General features: G+C 36.9%; 21 protein-coding genes. 2 read left to right on the forward strand and 19 right to left on the reverse strand.

The features are described from left to right. Window positions 1–145 precede the first annotated feature (145 nt). Window positions 146–562, reverse strand: coding sequence for an ATP-binding protein (locus M1D60_RS17535; RefSeq protein WP_456276120.1), 417 nt, complete (start codon window positions 560–562; stop codon window positions 146–148). Between the two features lie 233 nt (window positions 563–795). Here M1D60_RS17535 and M1D60_RS17540 point away from each other — a divergent pair, with 233 nt between their 5' ends. After that, entirely contained in the window at window positions 796–1,401 is a 606-nt protein-coding gene (locus M1D60_RS17540; protein ID WP_456276121.1) for a sterol desaturase family protein, read from the forward strand. A 103-nt stretch (window positions 1,402–1,504) separates the two neighbouring features. Here M1D60_RS17540 and M1D60_RS17545 read toward each other — a convergent pair whose 3' ends face one another. The 16 genes from M1D60_RS17545 to M1D60_RS17620 all read right to left on the reverse strand — a co-directional run bounded on the left by M1D60_RS17545 (window position 1,505) and on the right by M1D60_RS17620 (window position 19,804). Further along, window positions 1,505–3,871: an FdhF/YdeP family oxidoreductase gene (locus M1D60_RS17545; protein ID WP_456276122.1), complete on the reverse strand. Its 2,367-nt coding sequence runs from the start codon at window positions 3,869–3,871 to the stop codon at window positions 1,505–1,507. A 110-nt stretch (window positions 3,872–3,981) separates the two neighbouring features. Beyond that, a complete protein-coding gene (locus M1D60_RS17550; protein WP_456276123.1) occupies window positions 3,982–5,226 on the reverse strand; it encodes an L-lactate MFS transporter in 1,245 nt (414 codons plus the stop codon). A 347-nt stretch (window positions 5,227–5,573) separates the two neighbouring features. Then, window positions 5,574–7,274, reverse strand: coding sequence for a methyl-accepting chemotaxis protein (locus tag M1D60_RS17555; protein ID WP_456276124.1), 1,701 nt, complete (start codon window positions 7,272–7,274; stop codon window positions 5,574–5,576). Window positions 7,275–7,436: 162 nt separating this feature from the next. Then, window positions 7,437–7,709 carry a DUF1450 domain-containing protein gene (locus M1D60_RS17560; RefSeq protein WP_456276125.1) on the reverse strand — a complete coding sequence of 91 codons (273 nt, stop codon included), beginning with the start codon at window positions 7,707–7,709 and terminating at the stop codon, window positions 7,437–7,439. 131 nt (window positions 7,710–7,840) lie between these two features. Continuing rightward, window positions 7,841–8,380, reverse strand: a complete 540-nt coding sequence (locus M1D60_RS17565) for an NADPH-dependent FMN reductase (RefSeq protein ID WP_456276126.1) — start codon at window positions 8,378–8,380, stop codon at window positions 7,841–7,843. Window positions 8,381–8,653: 273 nt separating this feature from the next. Beyond that, the gene (locus M1D60_RS17570; protein WP_456276127.1) at window positions 8,654–9,220 is read right to left on the reverse strand and encodes an NADPH-dependent FMN reductase; all 567 of its coding nucleotides are present in this window, start codon (window positions 9,218–9,220) and stop codon (window positions 8,654–8,656) included. A 2-nt stretch (window positions 9,221–9,222) separates the two neighbouring features. Further along, a complete protein-coding gene (locus tag M1D60_RS17575) occupies window positions 9,223–10,287 on the reverse strand; it encodes an LLM class flavin-dependent oxidoreductase (protein WP_456276128.1) in 1,065 nt (354 codons plus the stop codon). A gap of 51 nt (window positions 10,288–10,338) precedes the next feature. Beyond that, complete coding sequence (locus tag M1D60_RS17580; protein ID WP_456276129.1) at window positions 10,339–11,277, reverse strand: bifunctional riboflavin kinase/FAD synthetase; 939 nt, start codon at window positions 11,275–11,277, stop codon at window positions 10,339–10,341. 139 nt (window positions 11,278–11,416) lie between these two features. Further along, window positions 11,417–12,472 (reverse strand): flavin-containing monooxygenase, encoded by a 1,056-nt coding sequence (locus M1D60_RS17585; protein ID WP_456276130.1) that lies wholly within the window; start codon window positions 12,470–12,472, stop codon window positions 11,417–11,419. 106 nt (window positions 12,473–12,578) lie between these two features. Continuing rightward, the gene (locus M1D60_RS17590) at window positions 12,579–12,830 is read right to left on the reverse strand and encodes a DUF4190 domain-containing protein (protein ID WP_456276131.1); all 252 of its coding nucleotides are present in this window, start codon (window positions 12,828–12,830) and stop codon (window positions 12,579–12,581) included. A 110-nt stretch (window positions 12,831–12,940) separates the two neighbouring features. Then, window positions 12,941–13,684, reverse strand: coding sequence for an ABC transporter ATP-binding protein (locus M1D60_RS17595; RefSeq protein ID WP_456276132.1), 744 nt, complete (start codon window positions 13,682–13,684; stop codon window positions 12,941–12,943). Next, complete coding sequence (locus M1D60_RS17600; RefSeq protein WP_456276133.1) at window positions 13,684–15,327, reverse strand: ABC transporter permease; 1,644 nt, start codon at window positions 15,325–15,327, stop codon at window positions 13,684–13,686. The genes M1D60_RS17595 and M1D60_RS17600 overlap by 1 nt, the downstream gene beginning before the upstream one ends. A 162-nt stretch (window positions 15,328–15,489) precedes the next feature. Continuing rightward, window positions 15,490–16,602, reverse strand: coding sequence for a Fe(3+) ABC transporter substrate-binding protein (locus tag M1D60_RS17605; RefSeq protein WP_456276134.1), 1,113 nt, complete (start codon window positions 16,600–16,602; stop codon window positions 15,490–15,492). 210 nt (window positions 16,603–16,812) lie between these two features. Beyond that, a complete protein-coding gene (locus M1D60_RS17610; protein ID WP_456276135.1) occupies window positions 16,813–18,216 on the reverse strand; it encodes a SpoVR family protein in 1,404 nt (467 codons plus the stop codon). A gap of 187 nt (window positions 18,217–18,403) precedes the next feature. Further along, window positions 18,404–18,739: a DUF3889 domain-containing protein gene (locus M1D60_RS17615; protein ID WP_456276136.1), complete on the reverse strand. Its 336-nt coding sequence runs from the start codon at window positions 18,737–18,739 to the stop codon at window positions 18,404–18,406. Window positions 18,740–18,802: 63 nt separating this feature from the next. Continuing rightward, window positions 18,803–19,804 (reverse strand): M14 family metallopeptidase, encoded by a 1,002-nt coding sequence (locus M1D60_RS17620; protein ID WP_456276137.1) that lies wholly within the window; start codon window positions 19,802–19,804, stop codon window positions 18,803–18,805. Between the two features lie 181 nt (window positions 19,805–19,985). On the opposite strand from M1D60_RS17620, the gene M1D60_RS17625 reads away from it, so the two are divergent. After that, complete coding sequence (locus M1D60_RS17625; RefSeq protein WP_456276138.1) at window positions 19,986–20,237, forward strand: YhdB family protein; 252 nt, start codon at window positions 19,986–19,988, stop codon at window positions 20,235–20,237. A 35-nt stretch (window positions 20,238–20,272) separates the two neighbouring features. Here M1D60_RS17625 and M1D60_RS17630 read toward each other — a convergent pair whose 3' ends face one another. Further along, entirely contained in the window at window positions 20,273–20,914 is a 642-nt protein-coding gene (locus M1D60_RS17630) for a response regulator (protein ID WP_456276139.1), read from the reverse strand. Window positions 20,915–21,122: 208 nt separating this feature from the next. Next, window positions 21,123–22,241, reverse strand: coding sequence for a GAF domain-containing sensor histidine kinase (locus M1D60_RS17635; protein ID WP_456276140.1), 1,119 nt, complete (start codon window positions 22,239–22,241; stop codon window positions 21,123–21,125). Between the last annotated feature and the right edge of the window lie 193 nt (window positions 22,242–22,434).

Raw genomic sequence — 22,434 nt, forward strand, 5'->3', positions numbered from 1 at the left:
AACACTGTACTTTAACACAGCTTTTCTGTTAAAAATCTATTATTATTTACAGGAAAATCATTTACACACACCTGACTACTCTACTACCTATAAAAAGGAGATAGTCTATGACTACCTCCTTTTCCTAGATTAGCTGTTAACGATTCTAATTGGTTTGAACGATTAATGAAACCTCATTACCCTTTTCATTAAATACCACTTTACTAACCATTTTATACATCATATAGATTCCTCTCCCCCTTGTAGAAAAGAGTTGTTCTTCAAGCAAATCATCAATCCCTTTTTCTTTTATCAGCTCTAATTTTTGGTTGACTTTAAAACCTTCACCACTGTCTTTTACAGTTATTTGAATCTCTTTTTCATTAGATACAAAGTTTATAGTAATTGGAAGTTGTCCATGCTCTATCGAGTTATTAACAGCTTCAAATAAAGCAACCTTTATGGTAAATTCAAGATTGGCAGAATATAGGAGCCCTATCTGTTTTTCTAATTCAGACAGGATATGTTCATATTGTTCTAAGTCATAGATCGTAAAGCTTGTAAATGGTTCAAGTAATGGCATGCAGATTCTCTCCTGATTTTCTCTTGTACATTGCTCATTTTATATAGTTGAAATTATAAATTTCATATAAAGGTTTTACATGATTTTTAGAATGAATTGTCTACTTTCTAGTTTAAAATGTTCTAATCCCTACCTAATCTGTAGATTCATGATAAAACCTGTACCTTACGACTATTCTCTTTTTATAGGTAGAAACATACATATAAAAAAAGAACATAGGAGGAATGGACAGGATGGGTAAATATATAAAGGAATTTTTCTCTTTTCATGATATTTGGATCATTAGCACCTTAATTTTTGTAGCATTCGTGATTCTTCTCCCTCATGCATTAAATGTACAAGTATGGTTTGGTATTCTGATTGGAATTATCCTCTATATCATTAGTGAGTACTTAACCCACCGATTCTTCTTCCATATGAAAGCTCCTAAAAACCAATTATTTTTAACATTCATGAAAAGAATTCACTATGACCATCATGAGGATCCAAATGACTTAAAGTTATTATTTTTACCGATTTGGTATAGCATCCCTCAGCTGTTTATCCTAGTCGCCATTACCACCGCATTAACAGGAAGCTTAATTTTCGGAATTTCAGTTTTTACTGGGGCAATCATTATGATGACTTACTATGAGTGGACTCATTATATAGCACATCGTCCATACCAACCTAAAACGCCCTGGGGAAAGTGGATGAAAAAGCTTCATTTACTTCACCATTACAAAAATGAACAGTATTGGTATGGAGTTACGAATCCTTCATTAGATTATTTATTTGGAACGATGAAAAACGGAAAAGATGTTCATAAAAGTGCTACTGCGAAAAAATTAACTGAGTGATGAGGTAAGAAGGAACAATGACCCTTTTGGTTAAAAAGTAACATTCAATTCAGAGCAAAAAAGAGCTACTGAAAGTAAGTTTCAGTGCCCCTTTTCTATTACCCTAGTACTCTCCATATCCATTAAGATCATCGTCTTCCACATTCTTTTCAACATATTGAACATCTTTTCTTGCATTAAACCGGTCGGCTTTTTCTAGATTAACGGTAATATTATAATCAGGGATCCCTGCATATTTTTCATATCTACCTTTTGGTAACAGAAAATTCCCTTCTGGAAAATGGACTTCCACATTACCTCTAGCAATTTCTACAAATTTAGCCCGCCCTTGGAATACACCAAAGCCATTATAGAGGACGATTCCTTCCCCCTCTGCAATACTTAATTGTCTGGCATCTTCAGCATTCATTAATACATCATATCGACCAGCCCCGTTAATAGGATCCACTTCGTTATATACCATTGAATTAAACTGTTTCCCACGACGTGTGGTAACCACGAATTGACCCTCTTTTTTCTGAAGTGATGGAATATCTACTGCTATTAAAGATCCTTTCCCATCAGGAGTTGGGCAAATTCCATCCTCACAGAGCCATGCTCCGCCCCATTGAAAGACATCACCTTGTTCTTTTAGATGCTGAATACCCTCATAATTTGGATTAGCTTTCGCAATTTCTTGACGTATTTCATCTGCATCTTTAAAGTCTACAAGATGAGCTGTTTCTGGCTTCACTCGTTTTGCCAGATCGATGTAGATTTTCCATTCAGATCTAGCCTCTTCCACTTGATTTTTATTACCTTCAATTTCAGGTGAGAAATACACCATACGCTCTGTTGAGGTTGACGTTCCACCACCCTCTTGTTCATAACGTGTTTTCGCTGGTAGTAAAATAACGGCTTCTTTGGCATCCACTAACGCTGAGGTATTTAGGATAATGTCCTGATGAACCCGAATTTCAAGCTCTGATAATGCCTTTTCAATGAACTCAGGTTCAGGCATAGTTTCAAGGAAATTACCACCGCTCATATAATACATCTTTATTTTTCGTTCATGATCGTCTGGAAGCAAAATATTTTCAAGCGTTACACCTACAATATCCCCTTGCCACTCCGGTAATTTAAAATTCCATAGCTCTTCTACTCTACTAATATTAGCTCCGGTGTAATCCCCACCTGGTAACACAAACGGATCACATCCCATTTCTCCCGTTCCTTGAACTCCGGAATGACCACGAAACGGCATAAGTCCATTATATTTTCTTCCTAAATGACCGCGAAGTAAGGCAAGATTAGACACTTGCGATATATTATCGGTCGCAAATGAGTGCATGGTAAGACCCATGGCCCAAACATAGACTGCATTTTTAGAAGCTGCTAGTAGCTTTGCTAATTCTATGATTCTCTCTTTGGTTACACCCGACGATTTTTCAATGTCTTCCCAAGAATAATCATCTATTTTTTGTTTAATTTCTTCTAATCCGTTTACATGCTGATTAATAAAGTCATGATTTAATGCTGAATTTGCTTCATCCTCTTCCATGTAAAACCAATGCTTCATAATTCCATACATAAAGGCAATGTCTCCACCAATATTTACTTGGTAAAAGTCATCTGCCAGCTTTGTCCCGAATAAAGCAGATTCCGCAACAGAAGGAATCCAATATTGATCCATTGCTGGTTCCTTATAAGGGTTAATAACAATTATTTTCGTCCCTTTTTTCTTCGCTGCCAACATATACTTGGTTGACACAGGTGAGGAGTTCGAAGCCACACTACCAAAGAACAGAATGACATCTGTGCCAATCCAATCTTGGTAATTACAGGTCGATGCACCCACTCCAACAGACCGTTTCATAGCTGTTTTAGAAGGAGAATGACAGATTCTTGACGAGTTATCAATATTATTCGTCCCTAAAAAGCGTGCTACCTTTCCCGCTACATAATAGGATTCATTCGTGATTCCCCTACTAGTTAAGTAGAAACCATACTGCTTAGGATCCAAACTCTTCATTTTATCAGCAATCAGACCCATCGCATCATCCCAAGTCAAACGAGAGAACTTCCTTTCCCCCTTTCGCCGAATCATCGGATAGGGAATACGACCAAGCTTGCGTAATTCGGTACTATCATATTTCTTCAATTCATCAATATCAGCATGTAAAATCTCTTCTTTAATGGCCGGCATCGTACTAAGCCTTAGTATATTTAAACGTGTTGTACAAATATGTGGTCCCTTTAACGTCTGATCATGAAGTCCTGCAACCCCCAACGCACACCCGTCACAGACACCTTTAGTTAGTATTTTTGTGGCATAGCTTAGATTATCCTTATTCTCTAAAACAACCTTCATCGTATCACGAATATGCTTAGGCTTAACTTTCCCTAGGCCAAATGGTACTGGGCTCACCCAGTGTTTAGGTTGAGGTATTTTCGACATTTTCTGAGGACCAAGATGCTTACTTTTTCCCATTACAATCAACCCTTTTTCATATATTACGTGCTAACTTTAACACGTTAAAGCATCGGGGGCCTGGCCCCCGGTACGTTAATGTAGTAAAGCGAACTTAGTTTGTCAGTCTATTAAGCTGCCTCTGATTTTTGTTTAAGCTGCTTGATATCAATACGAACTAGTAATGAGGCTATTAATGCTATAACGAAAAGGCCCGCAAAGAAAGTCAGACTTCCAGAGTAGCTTCCGGTCGTGTCCTTAATGTAGGCAGCAAATTGTGGACCTGCTAATCCTGCGGCTGCCCATGCTGTTAGGATATATCCATGAATAGCACCTAGTTGCTTTGTCCCAAATAAATCACCTATATAAGCAGGAATAGAAGCAAATCCTCCTCCGTAGCATGTATATACAACGATTAACATGGCAACAAACAGCCATTGAATCGAAGTTGACGGAAGTAAAAAGAAAATGATAATTTGCAGGACAAAGAAAGTTGTATACGTATTAGGTCTTCCAATGTAATCAGAAGCTGAAGCCCATCCGATTCTTCCTAGTCCGTTAAAGATTCCAATCGCACCAACTAATGCCGCCGCTGCCGCTGCACTAATCCCAATTGCTTCCTCTGCTAGAGGTTTCGCTACTGCTAATACAGCAATTCCGCACGTAACATTAATAAACAACATGATCCATAAATACCAGAATCGACGTGTTTTTACGGCTTCATTGGCTATTAATTGCGACAGCTCCATCGGGGCTTTGGCTTTCCCCGAATCCACCTTTTCTTTAAAGCCAGCAGGCATCCAGCCTTCTTCCGGTTTCTCTAAATATAATGAAGATAAAAGCATGATAATAAAATAAACAATTCCTAATGTATAAAACGTTGCTGCAACACCGTATCCATCAATTAAATAATTCATTATTGGGCTTGCAATCGCTGCTGAAAAACCAAATCCCATGATGGCTAAACCGGTAGCCATACCTCGTCGGTCAGGGAACCATTTTACCAGAGTAGAAACCGGGGCAATATAACCCACACCAAGTCCAATCCCACCAAGAGCACCATAAAAAAAGTAGAGAAGATATTTTGACTCTAATTGAACAGCTAGGCCTGATCCAATGAGCCCCACCCCAAAAAATATGGCGGCTAACAATCCGGCCTTCCTTGGCCCATGTTTCTCAACAAAATGTCCTAGAAATGCAGCAGATAATCCAAGGAAAAGGATTGCAATACTAAATGTCCACGCAACTTCTTGATCACTCCAACCAAACATGTCTTTCAAGGGGTTCGTAAAATTACTCCAGGCATACACAGAACCAATTGAAAGATGAATCCCTACTGCTGACAATGCAATTAACCATCTGTTTTTCGTCTTCACCCTCTTACCTCCATTTCTCGTTTCATTTGAAACGTTTTATAGGTATTGCCATGATAGCGCTCTACAGGTTCGCTATAGAGCAACCATCATACAATCCCCACCATGGAGAAAGAACCACACTACTATATGTTAAATGTCTATTTTATTCACCACGAAAACGCTACCAGTCCCTTTTTTAATAACTATTTCTATTCACGGAAAATTAGAATAAATTGTTCAAACTTTCTAGTTATTTTTTTAAAACCAATGCATATGCTTGCATTTTTGCTAATAACTGTATCTCGAAAAAAAGACCCCGCATATACGAGGCCTTACAAATTTTCATATATAGTTAGAAGAAACAATCTTTACACTTTGAATTTATTAACTAGCGTTTGTAAATCCTCTGCCATATGTGATAAGGATGCAGAGGACGATGCCATTTCCTCCATAGAGGCCAATTGTTCTTGTGAGGCAGATGCGATATTCTGTGTATTTGCTGCTGATTCTTTCGCAATTCTGGCCATTTCCTCTACAGAAGAATTTACCTGCTCAATACCCGCTGACATTTCTTCAGATACTGCTGATACTTCTTGAATTTCAGAAGCCACCTGTTCAATTGATTGTAAGATTCTCTCAAATCCTCTACTTGTCTCATAAACTACTTCCATTCCAGCATTTACATCCCTTGTTCCAATTTCCATCGCTTCCACCGCACGATCCGTGTCTTCTTGGATTTGTTGGATTAATCCTGAGATTTGGTCAGCTGAATCCTTAGACTGTTCTGCTAGCTTTCTAACCTCATCTGCAACAACTGCAAATCCTCTTCCATGTTCTCCTGCACGTGCTGCTTCAATTGCTGCATTTAATGCCAGTAAGTTCGTCTGATTCGAGATAGCAGTAATCACTTCAATTATTTTGCCGATTTCCTTCGAGCGTTCTCCTAACTGAGAAATCACAGTAGCTGAATGATCCACAGAAGAATTGATGGCATTCATTTGTTGGATTACTTTTTGTAAAGATTCATTTCCTTCATTAGCTTCCTTCGTCGTTTCCAGAGCGGCCTCTGATACAGAAGAAGCAGTAGTTGCCACTCGCTGAATGCCGATCGTCATCTCGTTCATCGCACGTGAGCTTTCTTCTGCTCCCTTACCTTGTGCCTCTGCACCACCAGCAACCTCTTGAATCGATACTGCAATTTGGTTCGTTGCTTGCATGGTTTGGTCTGAACTTGCCGTTAGCTCTTCAGAAGAAGCAGCCACCTGTTCAGAAGTATCGCCGATTTGACGAATCATCGTTCTCAAACTACCTAACATTTTATTAAAAGAAGAAGCTAGCTCTCCCATTTCATCCTTCGTATTTACCTTAATTTCCTGTGTAAGATCACCTTCTCCTTCAGCAATCTCTCTTAACTGACTGTTCATAACAATAATAGGTCTAGTAATTGCCTTTGTTAATAACACACTACATACCACTGCTATAACTCCTGATACAACTAAAACGATCACGAGGATTGTTACTAAATAAAACACAGATTCTTGAATCGTATCAATAGTTGGTCCAACCAACCACATTCCAATTACTTGTCCACTATTATCTTTTATCGGCTGATACATCGTTAAATATTTCTTTCCTAAAATATCAGCTTCCCCTAGAAAAGTTTCACCCTGCTTCAACACTACATCAGAAACAGCAGTCGATGCCTTTGTACCAATGGCACGAACTCCATTTTCCTTTATATTAGTAGCTATTCTTGTATCGTCTTGAAAAATCGTAACTGCCCCACCTGTAATTGTTCCCATTTCATCAGCAAACTCATTATTGTCATATAAATTCGTATCGCCTTTATATAACTGTCCATCCTTAACAGACCATTCACCAGGATATTTCTCATTCAACCAATTATAGCCAAGAGCCGATACTGCCTTTACTCTTGTCGTATAGGTTTCGTCCATAACCTTTGTAACCTGACTATAAGCAACAAAACTAATCACAACTGTTAAAAATAAAATAATTCCAATTACTAATAGATTAAATTTGGTACCGATTTTCAATGCTTTAAATCTCATGCTGTGCTCCTCCTAAAAAATAACTACTTGGTTTATATAAAGCTATTATGTAGGAAAAGCAGCTTGTCCACTGTGACCAAAATCACACCTTTATATCTATTAAGCAAAAAAATAAGCCTGGCTAATTAGCCAAGCTCGGTTTCTAAAAGATTTCTAATTATGCTATTTCCCTCCCGTATATGACAAAAGCTTCTCCAATAATTCCTTGGAGTCATCAGCAGATACAAATTGTCCATCAACAATCGCATAGGGAGAGGCTTTACATTCCCTACATTTACTCTGACACTCATATTCAGTATAGATGACTTTATTTGAATTCAAGAAGGTGTTGTAATCCGAGTGTTGATCCTCACTTAGAAATCGGTCCAAGTTCTTTTGACAAAATTCTATATTAATTTTCTTATGCTTTGAAAATATTTTTTTGATCAGTTTCATTTTTAGACAACTCCAAAACGAGTCTTCAAGAGGCAGTTGTAAGATTAGTGCAAAAAGTTTTTCTATTAACTAACAATAGAGGTGTTTTGTCCACCGTCTATTTTACTAAAACATCTAAGTAATGTCCTTCTTTATTTTCCTGAAAGAAACTTTTGTAAGTGAATCATCTCGTTTGCTAGCTTTTGAATTCTCTCTTCTACGTCTTTATCACTAATTTGATTATCTTCATTAAATGAGTCATTATGAACAAAAACATTCCCATTCGGAACAGATCCCTTTAAGAAGGTTAGAATAGGTCTTAATTGGTATTCCGTCACAAGAAAATGTTTTTGCGATCCCCCAGTCGAGACAATTCCAGTTACTTTGGATTTAAATGCATCGGTTGGAAGATGGTCCAGAAGGTTCTTTAACGCACCTGTTATGGAAGCTTGATAAATAGGTGTACCAATCACCAAGAAATCAGCCGATAATATTTTGTTAACAACAGTTATAGTATCTTCATTATAATAGGATAATGGTGTACCACGAACAAACTCTACCTCATAATCCTTTAAATCTAATATTTCTGTTTGAATACTTGGATCGATTTTCTTTGCTGCATGTAAAACCTCGACTACAGCCTTTGCTGTCTTTGACCCTGTTAATGATCCTGAAATGCCCACTAACTTCATGAAATCCCTCCTATAGTTGTTCTTCTAAATATGCTTTAATCTATAAAAAAACAATTATTTTCAAATGTTACTTTTTATACCTTTTAGTATATTAAGTTAATAACTTATAATCAATTAATCTGCCTACATATTCACTTTTGCTTAGGGAGTCTAGAAATCAAAAAGCAAGCCAATTATATTTCTATGATTGGAGTCGATTAAGTATGTCGAGACGATACAGACAAACAAAAGCACCTAACCATAGACTCTGGTCAGGTGCTCGAACCTACAATATTAAAAATCGTATTGATCTTCTTTTTTCTTTCTGATTTCGGCAAAGGTGTCAGTTAATACAACAGTATCCTCAACTAAACGCTCAATCCTAAATATAATATCGTGATTGGTGATTTCTTTTCGATAGAAATCTTCCTCTTGAATAAACACATATGTTTGGACAATTTGTGCTTTCATATAAGCTAAAATAGGCTTTAGTTGCTGTTCGGCAATTAAGTAGTGCTTAGAAGAACCTGCTGTAACAAGCATGCTTACTACTTTGTCTCTGAAAGCGTTTTGAGGTAGCAAATCAAATATGTTCTTTAGCGTAGCCGGTATGGATGCCTGGAAAACAGGTGTCCCCATTATGATTGCATCTGCTTCCATCAAGGTTTTGGTAACATAACCGGTATCACCCTCATACTCCAAATAATTGCGACCATCACTAAACTGAACATCATATTCAGCTAAATCGAGTAATTCCACCTCAACGTCCGGATATTTAGCTGTTATTGCTTTAACTGTATAGTCCATCGCTGTTCTTGTTTTAGATCCAACTTTTGAACCTGATAACGCAACAATCTTCATATTTATACCTCCGATTTTTTAGTGTATTTCTTAATCGCTGGTAAAATTTCAGTCCCAATGAGTTCTATATTTTTCATCAGTCTCTCAAATGGAACCCCACCAAAGTCAATTTGTGCGATATAACGCTGATGGCCAAACATTTCATGCTGATACAGTATTTTTTCAATAATTTGCTGTGGACTTCCAATGTTCATAATATTATGCGGATCTACACCTTGAGCAAAATGCTGCTTAGGGAAACCAGTTCCATTTGTCTTTTTCATTCCCTCGTTAATATGGGGATACATATCCTGCAGAGCTTGTTGGGAGGTTTCAGCGGCATAGAAGAAACCAGCTGTAGCGACTGGTAATTCTGCTGGATCAAACCCTCTACTTCTTGCAGCCTCACGATAAGCATCAACGGTTCGCTTAAAAACTTCAGCAGGTCCACCTAAGTGAGCCATAAACATCGGGACGCCTGCATACCCAGCTCTAATTGCACTTGCTGGAGTTCCACCAACTGCCCTCCAAATCGGTATTCTTCCTTTTTCAGGACGCGGAAGGACTTGTGCATCTCTTAAAGGAGCACGAAACTCACCTCTCCAGTTGACCACTTCTTCTTCATTAATCTTTAATAGCAATTCAAACTTTTCCTCAAATAACTCCTCATAATCACGAAGGTTATACCCTAACAAATCAAATAACCCTACTCTTGAGGCACGGCCTGCAATTAATTCTGCACGTCCACCTGAAATTAAATCAACCGTTGCAAAATTTTCATATACTCTCACTGGATCTGACGTACTGATAATCGTAGAAGAGCTCCCAATTTTTATATTTTTTGTTGCCTGTGCAATAGCCGATAATACCACCGCATGTGCTTGTGTTACGAAATATTCTTGATGACTTTCCCCTACACTAAAGAAGTCAATTCCCGTTTGATCAGCTAGCTTAGCATATTCAATAATTTCATGAACACGCTCTTTTGCCGAAATTCTTTCACCTGTTAGTGGATTAGGCAAATGATCACCTAATGTATAAATTCCAAACTCCAAACCTTTACTTGGATCAATCCCATAGTTTTTCATCTTTTATCACCTTTTTCTTTAAATTCTATATATAATCGTCTTTAAGAAAGCTTAAAATCCTAATAGTACGTTTGCTTCAGACCTATCTCTTTCCATTTGCTCTACCAATAATTCAACTCCTTGAAACTCAATTTCATCTCTCATGTATTGATTAAATGATACAGCCACTGTTTTTCCATATAGATTCCCGTTGAAATGCAACAAATAGGCTTCTATTAAGTAGTCTTCTCCATTTACCGTTGGGCGATAACCCGCATTAATTAGTGCACTCCAGGATTCTTTTATATATCCATCTTCTAAAATGTCGACTGAACCTAAATATAAACCAGGCTTAGGTAATACGTAGGAATCTACCTCACCTAGATTAGCCGTTGGAAATCCTAACTTTCTTCCCAAAGCTTTGCCATGGATCACGGTTCCTTTTATTTGATAAGTTCGTCCTAATAAAGAAAGTGCTCTTTCTACTTTTCCCTCTCTAATGAAGGAACGAATCTTTGTGCTATTTATTTTTTCTCCATTTTCTTTCAATAAAGGTACAACTGTAACGCTAACTCCTATTGGTTGACAAAGCTCAATTAGTCTAGTGACTCCTGCTTCTCTTCCTTTTCCAAAGTAAAAATCTTCCCCCACAACAATTCGTTTAATGTTTAGCCTACTTAGATGATCTTGAATAAATTCTTGAGAAGTTATTTTTGAGTAATCCTTTGTAAATTCAACGTTGTAATACCTTTTTACGCCTAGTTGATGCAGAATAAAAAGTTTCTCATTTTCTGGGGTAAGGTTTTTCTCATATTCTTGATCATTATTTAAAATCAGTTTCGGCTGCCTATTAAAACTCCAAACAGCTAGTACTTCTTGATCATTCACATATTCTTTCGCTGTTTGCAGAAGGAGCTGATGACCTTTGTGGATCCCATCAAATTTTCCAATGACCAAAACAAGTGGAGTTGAATCAATGGGCGGTTTTAAAGCTACGTTTATAATCTCCATATAATCCCTCTTCTTTTGTCATTACCACTTAGTTGCTATAGCAACTTTAAGAGGTAACGAAACATCAATCAATTAAAACTAACTTATTTTTTATACCAAATAGTATAATAATTATTTTTATTACACCACAAATAAAGATTTAATTCAATTTCGATGCTTCAAAGTCAACCACTTTTTTAGAGATATACTCCGAATCTTTACCAACTCCTTGAAGCAAGGCAGAGCTTCTACTTGTTTGCCATGGCAAGCCAACAAAATAAAGTCCAGCTACATTTGTTACACCCTTTAGGTGAATTGGAATTCCGTCAGGATTAAATATATTGGGTATATCAACCCAACTGTAATCTGATGTAAATCCAGTTGACCAAATGACATGATCTACATCAAGCTCACTTCCATCTTCAAACTGAATAGAACGTTGACTAGAAGACATAGTTCGAGGCTTTAATATAACACTTTTATGTTTAATTGCGGATTTAAGTTCATAACCAAAAATAGGATCTGGCTGTTTCCGAATAAATTTGCCAATGTTAGACTGAACATCCGCTTTATATACCCCTAATTTATCAAACCACCAAAAAATACTTTTGTTCCCGATATCCTGAGGCAGAAATTTCATTTTATGACCTACAGAAAGAAAGACATCCCTACCTGTGTTTGATAACTCAACAGCAATTTGGGCTCCTGAATTACCTCCCCCTACCACTAATACTGAACCAGAATCTAATTGTGTTGGGTTTCTATATTGAGAAGAATGAATTTGATACACTTCCTTTGACAGAGCCATCTTAGGAACAAATGGTTTTTGAAACGGACCTGTTGTAATGATCACCTGATGAGCATGAAGTTCTTCTGTGCTTGTATTGACAACAAATACATCTTCTCTTTTATGTAGTTTTTCTACTTTAGTTTTATGCTGGATAGGTAATTGAAAGTGGCTGGCATAAGCAAGTAAGTAATCAGCCACTTCATCCTTTGTAGGATAACCGTTTGTATCTCCTCTAAATTCCAACCCAGGTAATGCACTATATCGTCTAGGCGTAAAAAGTTTTAATGAATCATATCTCGTTCTCCAGACCTCACCTGTTGCTTCGGTTTGATCTAATAAAAGAAAGGACAAACCTGTCTTTTTCAAAAAATAACCAACCGCTAATCCAGCTTGACCTGCACCTATAACAATCACATCATATTTCATTGGATCCCCTCTTATACATGAGTCTATTCCATATATAATGGTTAAATCCATAATTTGTCAATTAAAACAACCTAAAGAAAGACCATCTTTTAAGATGGCCCTAAGCTTAAATTATATAACTAACAACAATACTTATTAACCCGATCAAGTTAAATGCAATACCAACTAGTGCTATTTTTCTTCCTATTTGTTTAAATTGTTTGGTTTCTTTTAGACTAATAACTCCAAGCATTAGTCCCACTATACTCAGAAGCGTTCCTTCTTCAACAAAAATTAGACCAAAGATGGAAACAATTCCGATCAATAAACTACCTATTGCTTTACCATTGGTTGTTTTTTCAGAAGTTTTAGTATTCACATGATCACCCTTTATGTAAGAAACTGAAGCATCCCTATGATGCTCAAGCCTTTCCCTTTTAATTAATTTAACATATAAGAGTACAGAAATTATGCCGTACTCTCGAATGTCTAACCGTTATTTACTTTTTTAGGTTTAAAAAGATTCGCTTGTTTTACTTCGCTAGCTTGAGAATAGGGTAGCAACTCATCAGGAGTCCCATTCCAGATTGTTTTTCCGTTTTCAAGATAAATAATTTCATCTGCAAGTACCTTTGCATCTTCCTGGTCATGAGTGACAAATATAGAAGTAATACCTGTTTTCTTTAAGATTTCTCTTAACTCATCTCTAATTCTAATTTGAAGATAAGTATCTAGGTTACTAAACGGTTCATCGAAAACTAATAATGAAGGTGCTGGAGCTAATGCTCTAGCAAGTGCAACACGCTGTTGCTGACCTCCACTTAATTCATATGGATAACGGTCCTTAAACTTAGAGAGGTTCACTAAAGACAACATTTCATTGATTCTATCTTTCTTTTCCTTTTGGTTCATCTTTCGTAAACCATACTTGATGTTATTGGTAACTGTCATATGTGGGAACAGAGCATAGTCTTGAAACACCATACCCACTTCTCTTTTTTCAGGTGGAGTGTACGTCATTTTATCAAAAATCGTCCGGTCGTTAATGGATATGGAACCACTGTTAGGTACTTCCAATCCAGTAATTAATCTTAAAATAGTACTTTTACCACTCCCACTTTCACCGAGAATTGAGACAATTTCACCCTTTTTTATTTGTAAGGAGAAATCCTTAATCGTTGGTTCGCTAGCATTTTTGTATGTATATTGTAAGTTTTTTATATCTACAAACATTAGCTTTGCCCCTCCTTATCGAGCACTTTATGAAAGAAGAAGATACAAATTCCACTTATTAAGATAATTAACATGGATGCAGATGCCGCTTCACTTATCATTTCATCATTAGCATATTGAAAAGCTTTTGTTGCTAACGTATGAAAATTAAAAGGCTGTAATAGCATCGTAAGTGGAAGTTCTTTTAAGATATCAACAAAGACAAGAATAAACCCGCCCATAATTGCCCCACGTACCATTGGAATATCTACACGAAAAAAAGTTTTTATTGTTGAAGCTCCAAGAGTCCTAGAAGCTTCGGTAAAACTCGTACCAACCTTCTCAAACCCAGCTTCAATGGAATTATATCCAACCGCAAGAAAACGAATAACGTATGCCGAAATTAACATAACCACACTTGTTCTAAAAACAATAATTGGATTTTCGTCAAAAAAGGCAAATATAGAGTAGATCCACTGATCCAAAGCTAAAAATACCGTTATGACACCAATTGCAATAATGGCACCTGGTACAGAGTAACCGAGCACTGTAATTTTAGAAAAGACTTTTGGAACCGTTCCTTGGTGGATTCGAGTATAATTGGCAATGACTAGCCCAACCACAACCACAATAATGGCAGAAATCGATGCAGCAAAAAATGAGTTCTTTACTAACTCGATAAATTCTATTGATACTATTCTTCTATAAGTCATAAAAATCCAATGAATGAGTTGAACAAATGGAATCGCAAAAGCAAAGCTGAAGATTGTTAAACAGTATCCCATTAGTAGCCAACCCTTAGCACCTTTTACTTGCTTAGGCTGGATGGGTCTAATTTTAGTTGTCGTGTAACTATATCTTTTTCTTCCTCTAAGAAACTTTTCAAAAATTAGGACGGCGATTACTACAATCATTAGTGATCCCGCTAATTTAAATGCAGAATCAACATCATCCATCGCAAACCAAGTTTGAAAAATAGATGTAATGAATGTTTGAATGCCGAAGTATTTAACAACACCATAATCATTAATGACCTCTAACATAACAATTGTTACTCCACCAACAATTGCAGCTCTTGAAATTGGCAAGATCACACGGAAAAATATTTCAAAAGGCCCTCCACCTAGAAGCGTGGCATTTTCGATAATAGAAGAAGACTGATTTTGAAAAAAGCTCTTTGTTATAACAAATACATACGGAAATAAAAACATCGTAAAAATAAAAATAGTCCCTTGCATCGTCATAATATTGAAATAGTCCTGGTTAACTTTTATATCGAAGTGATTTCGTAATGTTGATTGTATAATCCCTGTATAATTTAAGATTCCATGATACGTATAGGCGCCAATAAACGGAGGAATCGCCAAGGGTAAGATCAATCCCCATCTAAAAAAATTCCGTAAAGGAAACTGATAAACCGTTACAATCCATGCTAAGCTCGTTCCAGTAATCGTGGTAAATAAACCAGTGAATACCATTAGAATCACAGTGTTAGAAACGATATCTAGTAATAAATATTCTTTTATATGCTGCCAGTTCTCATTCGGGGGTGCAAAGAAATGAGTGGCAATTAAAAGGTTCGGCAACAAGATGACTAGAACAAATAAAAAACTAAGAATTGCCCATACATTCAGTTGACGCTTCGCTTGATGTACTAACCTCACTTTTGACACATCCTTCAACTAAAACAATACATTTATATCAAATTACATTTTATATTATACAGATAATCTAATTGAAAATGAATATCGTTTTCAACCATTTTCTTTATAAAGGTAAAACCGTATCCCTATAGTGGGGATACGGCTTTATGATTTGTATATTTATTATTTCCAGCCAACTTCGTTAAAGAGTTGAATCGCACGAGCGTTATTATCACCTAGTATAGTTAGGTTAATATCTTGCTCCTTAAACTCACCCCAAGATTTTAATGTCTCAGAAGTTGTTGCTGACTCATTTACAGGGTACTCGTTATTTCCTTCTGCAAATGCTGATTGTGCTTCTAAATCAGATAAGAACTCAAGAAACGCAATTGCATTCTCAACGTTTTTCGCATGCTTTGTGACTGAAGCACCACTAATATTAATATGTGTTCCAGTAGTATCTTGGTTAGGGAAGAATATTCCAACTTGCTCTCCGATTGCTACTTCTTCTGGGTTCGTTGAATTAAGTAGTCTACCTACATAATAGGTGTTAGAAATTGCGATATCTCCTTCACCAGCAACTACCGCCTTCACTTGATCTGTATCTCCACCCTGTGGTTCTCTAGCCATGTTAGCTTTTACACCTGCTGCCCATTCTTTTGCTTGTTCTTCACCATTTAGTTCAATAAATGAAGCTAATAAAGATTGGTTATAGATATTTTCAGATGAACGAATTAATACTTTTCCTTGCCACTTTGCATCTGTTAAGTCTTCATAAGTTGATAAATTTGATGGATCTACACGATCTTTCGCGTAAACGATTACACGAGCACGCTTTGTTAAACCAAACCACTCATTATCAACATCACGAAGTTTTTCAGGAATATTAGTTTCTAACACATCACTCGTTACAGCTTGCGTTAACCCTTTTTCTTTCAAACGAGCTAAGTTACCAGCATCTGCAGTTAAAAATACATCTGCTTCAGTAGCTTCCGCTTCACGCTCTAGACGTTCCATCAATTCACTACCATCACCTTGGATGACATTTACCTTAATACCTGTTTCTTCTTCAAACTTTTTGTAAAGCTCTGTATCTGTATCATAGTGTCTGCTAGTATAAAGGTTAACTTCACCTTTGTCCTTCACTTCCTCTTCTGAACTTGCCGAAGTTGTTTCCTCTTTTACATCTGTCTTCTCTGGCTCAGTTGCAGTTTCTTCTTTTTGCGCACAACCTGCAGCAAGGACTAATCCAAATGCCATGACTGAAAATAATAAAAACTTCAAAGACTTTTTCATGCTTTTCCCCCTAAGTGTTTTCTTTAACAGCAATAATGATAATGATTATCATTATTGCTTACAAAACGAAGTATAATAGAAAATGATAATCAATGTCAATTAGTTTTCTTATTATTAGTTAATTAGCCTTATAAAATAGGACTATTCCACTAAAATCTTCAAGATAAGAGCACAAAAAAATTGCTGATTGCTCAGCAATTTTCTCATTATTTATAAATACTTCCGATGAATCCCCTTGCCGTCATAAGTAAACATGACTCCCTTACCTTCCACCATAGACTCCATATGAACGGTTCGACCCCAAAGCTGATGAATATAGGGTAGTACTTTTTCAAGGTATTTGAGATCCAGTTCAATCCCCTCATACCAATGTTTAAGATAGAGTTCCCCGTTTCTTAAATAATCTCCATCATTTACGGTAATATAAGGAAATCCTCCGTTTACACGCATCCCCACTAGCTGATCTCTAACACTTTCCCATTCTTTATCAACTACCTTGTAATCCTTTCCTTGTTTCTGGAATAAGTACATATCCTCTCGCATCACAAGATCTTTGGTTAGGTAATTACGAAGGAATGAAATATCCGATTCGATTTCGCGCACCTCAAACATTTTTTCTCTTCCTGAGCCTGGCTTTACACCCAGTCTTTGCATGTCTTCTGTTGGATTGTTCCAGCGTTCTTCAATATCTTCAAACATTTTGTAACCAAGATAGTATGGATTGATGCTTGTTTTTGAAGGCTGAACCACTCCTGCATTAAGCTTAGCAAACTCAATCACTTCATCTGAAGTTAAATCCATCTCTCGAATGATTCGGTTATGCCAGAACGAAGCCCAGCCTTCGTTCATGATTTTCGTCTCCAGCTGTGGCCAAAAATAGAGCATTTCCTCTCTCATCATGGTTAGAATATCACGTTGCCAATGCTCTAGTTCACGACTATATTCTTCAATAAATAAAAGAATATCCTTTTCAGGGTTAGGTGGGAATTTCTTCTTTCGTTTGACTTTCTTTTTCGGGGCTTGTTGCTGATCTAATGACCACAAATCATCATATGGACTCGATGACTTTGTTTCTTCATATTCTTCTTCCTCTAAGTCATATGCTAGTTTGGGTCTCATTAAAGATGGGTCAATATGCTCCTGAATAGCTAAGACTGCATCTAGAAAGGTTTCAACTTCCTTTTTTCCATATTCATGTTCATAATAGGCAATACGTTCTGCTGTGGCTGACATACTTTCAACCATATCACGCTTCGTATTTTCAAAACGACAATTATTTTTGAAGAAATCACAATGAGCTAATACATGTGCAACAATTAGTTTATTTTGAATTAGTGAATTTGAATCTAATAAAAATGCATAGCAAGGATTTGAATTGATCACCAGCTCATAAATTTTACTTAATCCTAAGTCATAATGAAGCTTCATCTTGTGAAACTGTTTCCCAAAGCTCCAATGAGAAAACCGTGTCGGCATCCCGTAAGCACCAAATGTATAAATAATATCAGCAGGACAGATTTCATATCGCATTGGGTAAAAATCAAGGCCGAATCCTTTTGCAATCTCCGTTATCTCTTCAATGGCATATTGTAATTTCTTCTCATCGGTTCTCATGCTCATCTCCCCTTTTTGATCGCTTATCACAATCTATGATTAAAAAGAGAGAAAGATGAAAACAGATAGATAATTACAAGAAGGAATGAATAAAATTCACTTGATGTCTAGTAGAAGAGTTCATTTGAAAAATAAAATAAAGCAGTCTAAATTCACATGTGAATTCAACTGCTTTCTAGAGAGTAATTTACTTAACTTCAATTAACTGAAGTGATTGTAATGTATCGGTTTTTGAATTGAATGTAATGATTACTCTAACATAGTGTTTTTTCTCATCTTGTTTGACTTCAAATAAAAATTGATCCTCTGCCTTGCTATCTGATAGCTGTTTTCGTCCTTCATATTTATAATCACTAACTTCCTGCTCGGTATAATTTTCTTTTACCACCGTTATTGCCATCTTACCCCATTTAGCATAATCTGGTTGCTCGGCTACACCAATTGAATCATGAAAAAAATAGGAAGAAGTCAAACCAATCAAGAAAGCGAAAAGAACCAATGAAAATGCAATGCGTTTGTTCATATGTACAAAGTACCTCCAAAATCATAACAAGTGTTGGAGTTAGTATGTACGAATTCCTTTGTATTATTCAGTTGTTTTTATTAAGTTTAAAGCCTCTTTTATAAGTAATAATCCAACCGTACGATTTCTTTGCCATTCTTCTTTTAAAACGGATAAAGGAGGATTTGTTTCATTCACCTCATATCCAACCTCAATCGTTAGACCAGGTCTTTCAAATGTTTGAATGAACCAATCTGTAAACCCTCCACCTGTAGCAGTCTTAACTGGCTTATCAAGTTTGTATCCTGTTGTTTCTGCAACATGATTGGCAATCCTCCAGTCCCGCATAACATGTCCGATATTTGTTTGATAATACCAATAGACTACTCTCCCTGATGAATGGTAGGCTACTGCAATTTCGGGGTTGATTTTTCTGGTGAATTGTTCAAGAGCCTTTACTTCCGGAGCGATTAGCGGTTCTGTTCCTTTGTAAAGCTGATAAAAAGGAAACGGTGAGCTGCCTGCTAATTCTCCCCACCCTGCTGGATACTGGCGGTTTAAATCAATACCTTTTCCGTTAGCCTTCCATCTCGCATAGTCCACACTACCACCGTTCATCAGTAGTAAATCATGGGGATCTATGCTTAAGCTTTGGGATAGCCCATTTTGCTGAATTTCCACTCCATCTGGGTTAACCATCGGTACAAACCAAATAGAGACCTTATCCAATAAAGCAGTCGGGATTTCCTGATAACTTTTGCCTTTCTTATAGGCTTCGGCATACTCTTCAATCATTTTCATCACAATCATAGAAGTTATCCATTCTCTTCCATGATGTGATGCATGGATAAGGATGTGATTTTCTCCTTTTCCAAGCTTGATCGCCCAAATAGGCTGATTATAAGAAGAATGACCAATTACTTCAGTTTGTAGAAGATGAGGATATTTATCACTAAAAGCTTCAATATCCTCGTTTAAATCCATTGGCGTATAAACTTGATCGATTGGTATGGTGTTTGACCATTCTGCATGGGCTTGCTGAATTGTAAAAAATACCAATAATAGTAAGATTGGGAAGACACGCAAGTGAAACTCTCCTTTCCTTCTTCATTTCAAGCTTTTACATCATACATTTCTTTGTTCCCATCATTTACAGTCACTGCCACGCTTAAATACTTCAAAATACCGTACACTATAAATACTCCTTTAACTTGAAGGTACAAGCATGGATTGCTTGGTCAGAAACAAAAGGAGGTTTAAGTCATCCATGAACATACATGATTATGATCGAGCCTTGTACTATACACATCGATCACAGTGGGATAATTTATTAATCCTTATGGTACGCACAAAGGATCATTTTTTATCCAAAAAAATAGAGCATTTCTTGCATGCTTATAATTTTTCACGTGATTACAAAATCATTGAGACCAACCTACACTCTTTATTTAGATACATTGACCACGCACTAGAAAATCAATCCATCGACATGGAAAGCTTAGTTAATGTGGAACTATAAAAGGAAGGGCTTTTGGCCCTTCCTTTACTTATGATTTAACTAGAGAGCCCCTGTTTCACCGCGTATAATGCTGCCTGAGTTCGGTCTTGAAGCTGAAGTTTAGACAGAATATTGGACACATGCGTTTTTACTGTTTTTTCAGTAATATAAAGCGAGGCCGCAATTTCTTTATTACTTTTCCCTTTTGAGATTTCTACAAGTACTTCCAGTTCCCTGGCCGTTAGTTCTTCATATAAGTTCGTATCCTTACGTTGCCCCTGCATCAAGTGTGTCATCACATGGTTTGTCACCTTCGGATGAAGCTGGCTTTGTCCTTCATAAACCGATTTTATGGCATGCACAAGCTCATCAGGCTCGACATCCTTTAATTGATAACCATTTGCCCCGGCTTTAATTGCTGGAATGACATGATCCTGATCCGAAAAACTAGTTAGAATAATCACCTTTATTGACGGGAACTTTTCTTTTAATTTTTTCGTCGCTTCTATACCATCCATTTCTGGCATCACTAAATCCATTAATATTACATCGGGCCTAAATTTTTCGGCAAGCAGTAATGCTTCCCTGCCATTTGTTGCTTCAGCTACAATTTCAATATCCTTCTGTGTTTTAAGAAAAAAAAGAAGTCCCCTTCTTACTACATGATGATCATCAGCAATTAGTACTTTAATGGGCATTTTAACTCTCTCCCTTTGTTAAGGCACTTTTCTAAAACTTTGCTATTTGCGTAACATTTAATTTAGTTGTACAACCAGATTATAAGCAAATTGAATATAGATAGAAAAGAGCAACTCTCTTAATGTAAAGCAAAATCGTGATACGAAGGTAAAAATCCGGCTTTTAGGATTTTTACGAAAACGCCAATGTATATGAAAACAGCATTTGTTAAAATGGAATCGTAACTATAATCGTGGTACCTACTCCCATTTCACTTTTTATCTGAAAATATCCTCTAACCAACTCTGCTCGTTCCTTCATACTTGCTAAACCAAGGGATGGTATTTTTCGGTCATCATTCCATTGAAAACCAGTTCCTTGATCAACAATCGTCATTTTAACCACATTGTCTTTTACCTCAAGATCAATACATGCAGATTTTGTGCCAGCATGCTTTTTACAATTATTAAGCGCTTCTTGACCAATTCTCCAAAGTGTTTCTTCAACCCTAGATGGTATATCAATAACACCTCGAACATTGAACTCAACCAATAACCCCAAGACCTTTCCATAAGAAATCATGGCACTAGCAATTCCATCCTCCAAACCTTGTGGGCGAAGCTGCCAGATGAGTGCCCTCATTTCCTGTAAAGCTTCCTGTGATAATTCCTGTATGTAGCCAAGCATTTCTTTTACGTTCTCATCTTCAGTCATTTCTTTCGTTCCACGGGCTGTGAGCATAAGTGAAAAAAGCAGCTGATTCACAGAATCATGGAGATCACGGGCAAGACGATTTCTTTCCCCTAATAAAGCATGTTCCTGCTCTCTCTCCACAAGCTTAATTCTCTTAATCGCAGTCCCAATTTGTAAGGACACTGCCTCTAGTAGTGCAAGCTCTTCTTCTGACAATAATGTTTTCTGTGGAGAAGCAACATTGAGTAAACCGAATTTCTCGTCTCCAGCCATTAAGGGAACAGTAGCATGATGGGTAAGTCCTGCTGTGTCTCCCCACCCATTTTCAATCGCTTCCTCTAGCCGTTTACACTCCATAATGTTTGCAGCCTGACTTAACCGATCTCGTTTATAACGATCAACGCACCAGCACATTCCTTCACACATCGGAAGTTTGTCATCCCGTAACAAGGCCGTAGGAAGATTAACATCCGCAACAAGCCGATATTCTCCCTTTTCGCTTATTAGGAAGATCCAACCGGAAGTAAGTCCTGTTAAATGAAGTAGTTCTCTTAAAGCACAATTTAGCATTCCTTTTAGGTCGGTTGCTTCATTTAAAATTTCCGCAATCGCCTTTAACGTGTGAAGCTCCTCTATCCTTTGTTCGCCTCGCATTTTGATCCCCGCTCTCATCTTTCTCTCATTTTAGTATATCAGCATTTCCAAAGTTTGGTTTCAGTCATTTGAAGGTTTTTTTACTACGACTTTTGATGTAGATATGATGGAGTGCTTACCTCTAAAGTTTTTCGCCCTTTTTTCTTGCGACTTCACAAAGTTACTTGTTAACTACCATTGCTACCCCATATAA

Source organism: Bacillus sp. AK128 (assembly GCF_053903075.1).

Bases quoted from the DNA above. Each gene is read 5' to 3' on its own strand.
- M1D60_RS17635 (WP_456276140.1), bottom strand. From the start codon at position 22,241: ATGCGAGGCGAACAAAGGATAGAGGAGCTTCACACGTTAAAGGCGATT.
- M1D60_RS17630 (WP_456276139.1), bottom strand. From the start codon at position 20,914: ATGCCCATTAAAGTACTAATTGCTGATGATCATCATGTAGTAAGAAGG.
- M1D60_RS17610 (WP_456276135.1), bottom strand. From the start codon at position 18,216: ATGAGAACCGATGAGAAGAAATTACAATATGCCATTGAAGAGATAACG.
- M1D60_RS17545 (WP_456276122.1), bottom strand. From the start codon at position 3,871: ATGGGAAAAAGTAAGCATCTTGGTCCTCAGAAAATGTCGAAAATACCT.
- M1D60_RS17580 (WP_456276129.1), bottom strand. From the start codon at position 11,277: ATGGAGATTATAAACGTAGCTTTAAAACCGCCCATTGATTCAACTCCA.
- M1D60_RS17615 (WP_456276136.1), bottom strand. From the start codon at position 18,739: ATGAACAAACGCATTGCATTTTCATTGGTTCTTTTCGCTTTCTTGATT.
- M1D60_RS17575 (WP_456276128.1), bottom strand. From the start codon at position 10,287: ATGAAAAACTATGGGATTGATCCAAGTAAAGGTTTGGAGTTTGGAATT.
- M1D60_RS17605 (WP_456276134.1), bottom strand. From the start codon at position 16,602: ATGAAAAAGTCTTTGAAGTTTTTATTATTTTCAGTCATGGCATTTGGA.
- M1D60_RS17565 (WP_456276126.1), bottom strand. From the start codon at position 8,380: ATGAAGTTAGTGGGCATTTCAGGATCATTAACAGGGTCAAAGACAGCA.
- M1D60_RS17595 (WP_456276132.1), bottom strand. From the start codon at position 13,684: ATGTTTGTAGATATAAAAAACTTACAATATACATACAAAAATGCTAGC.
- M1D60_RS17555 (WP_456276124.1), bottom strand. From the start codon at position 7,274: ATGAGATTTAAAGCATTGAAAATCGGTACCAAATTTAATCTATTAGTA.
- M1D60_RS17585 (WP_456276130.1), bottom strand. From the start codon at position 12,472: ATGAAATATGATGTGATTGTTATAGGTGCAGGTCAAGCTGGATTAGCG.
- M1D60_RS17625 (WP_456276138.1), top strand. From the start codon at position 19,986: ATGAACATACATGATTATGATCGAGCCTTGTACTATACACATCGATCA.
- M1D60_RS17535 (WP_456276120.1), bottom strand. From the start codon at position 562: ATGCCATTACTTGAACCATTTACAAGCTTTACGATCTATGACTTAGAA.
- M1D60_RS17540 (WP_456276121.1), top strand. From the start codon at position 796: ATGGGTAAATATATAAAGGAATTTTTCTCTTTTCATGATATTTGGATC.
- M1D60_RS17570 (WP_456276127.1), bottom strand. From the start codon at position 9,220: ATGAAGATTGTTGCGTTATCAGGTTCAAAAGTTGGATCTAAAACAAGA.
- M1D60_RS17560 (WP_456276125.1), bottom strand. From the start codon at position 7,709: ATGAAACTGATCAAAAAAATATTTTCAAAGCATAAGAAAATTAATATA.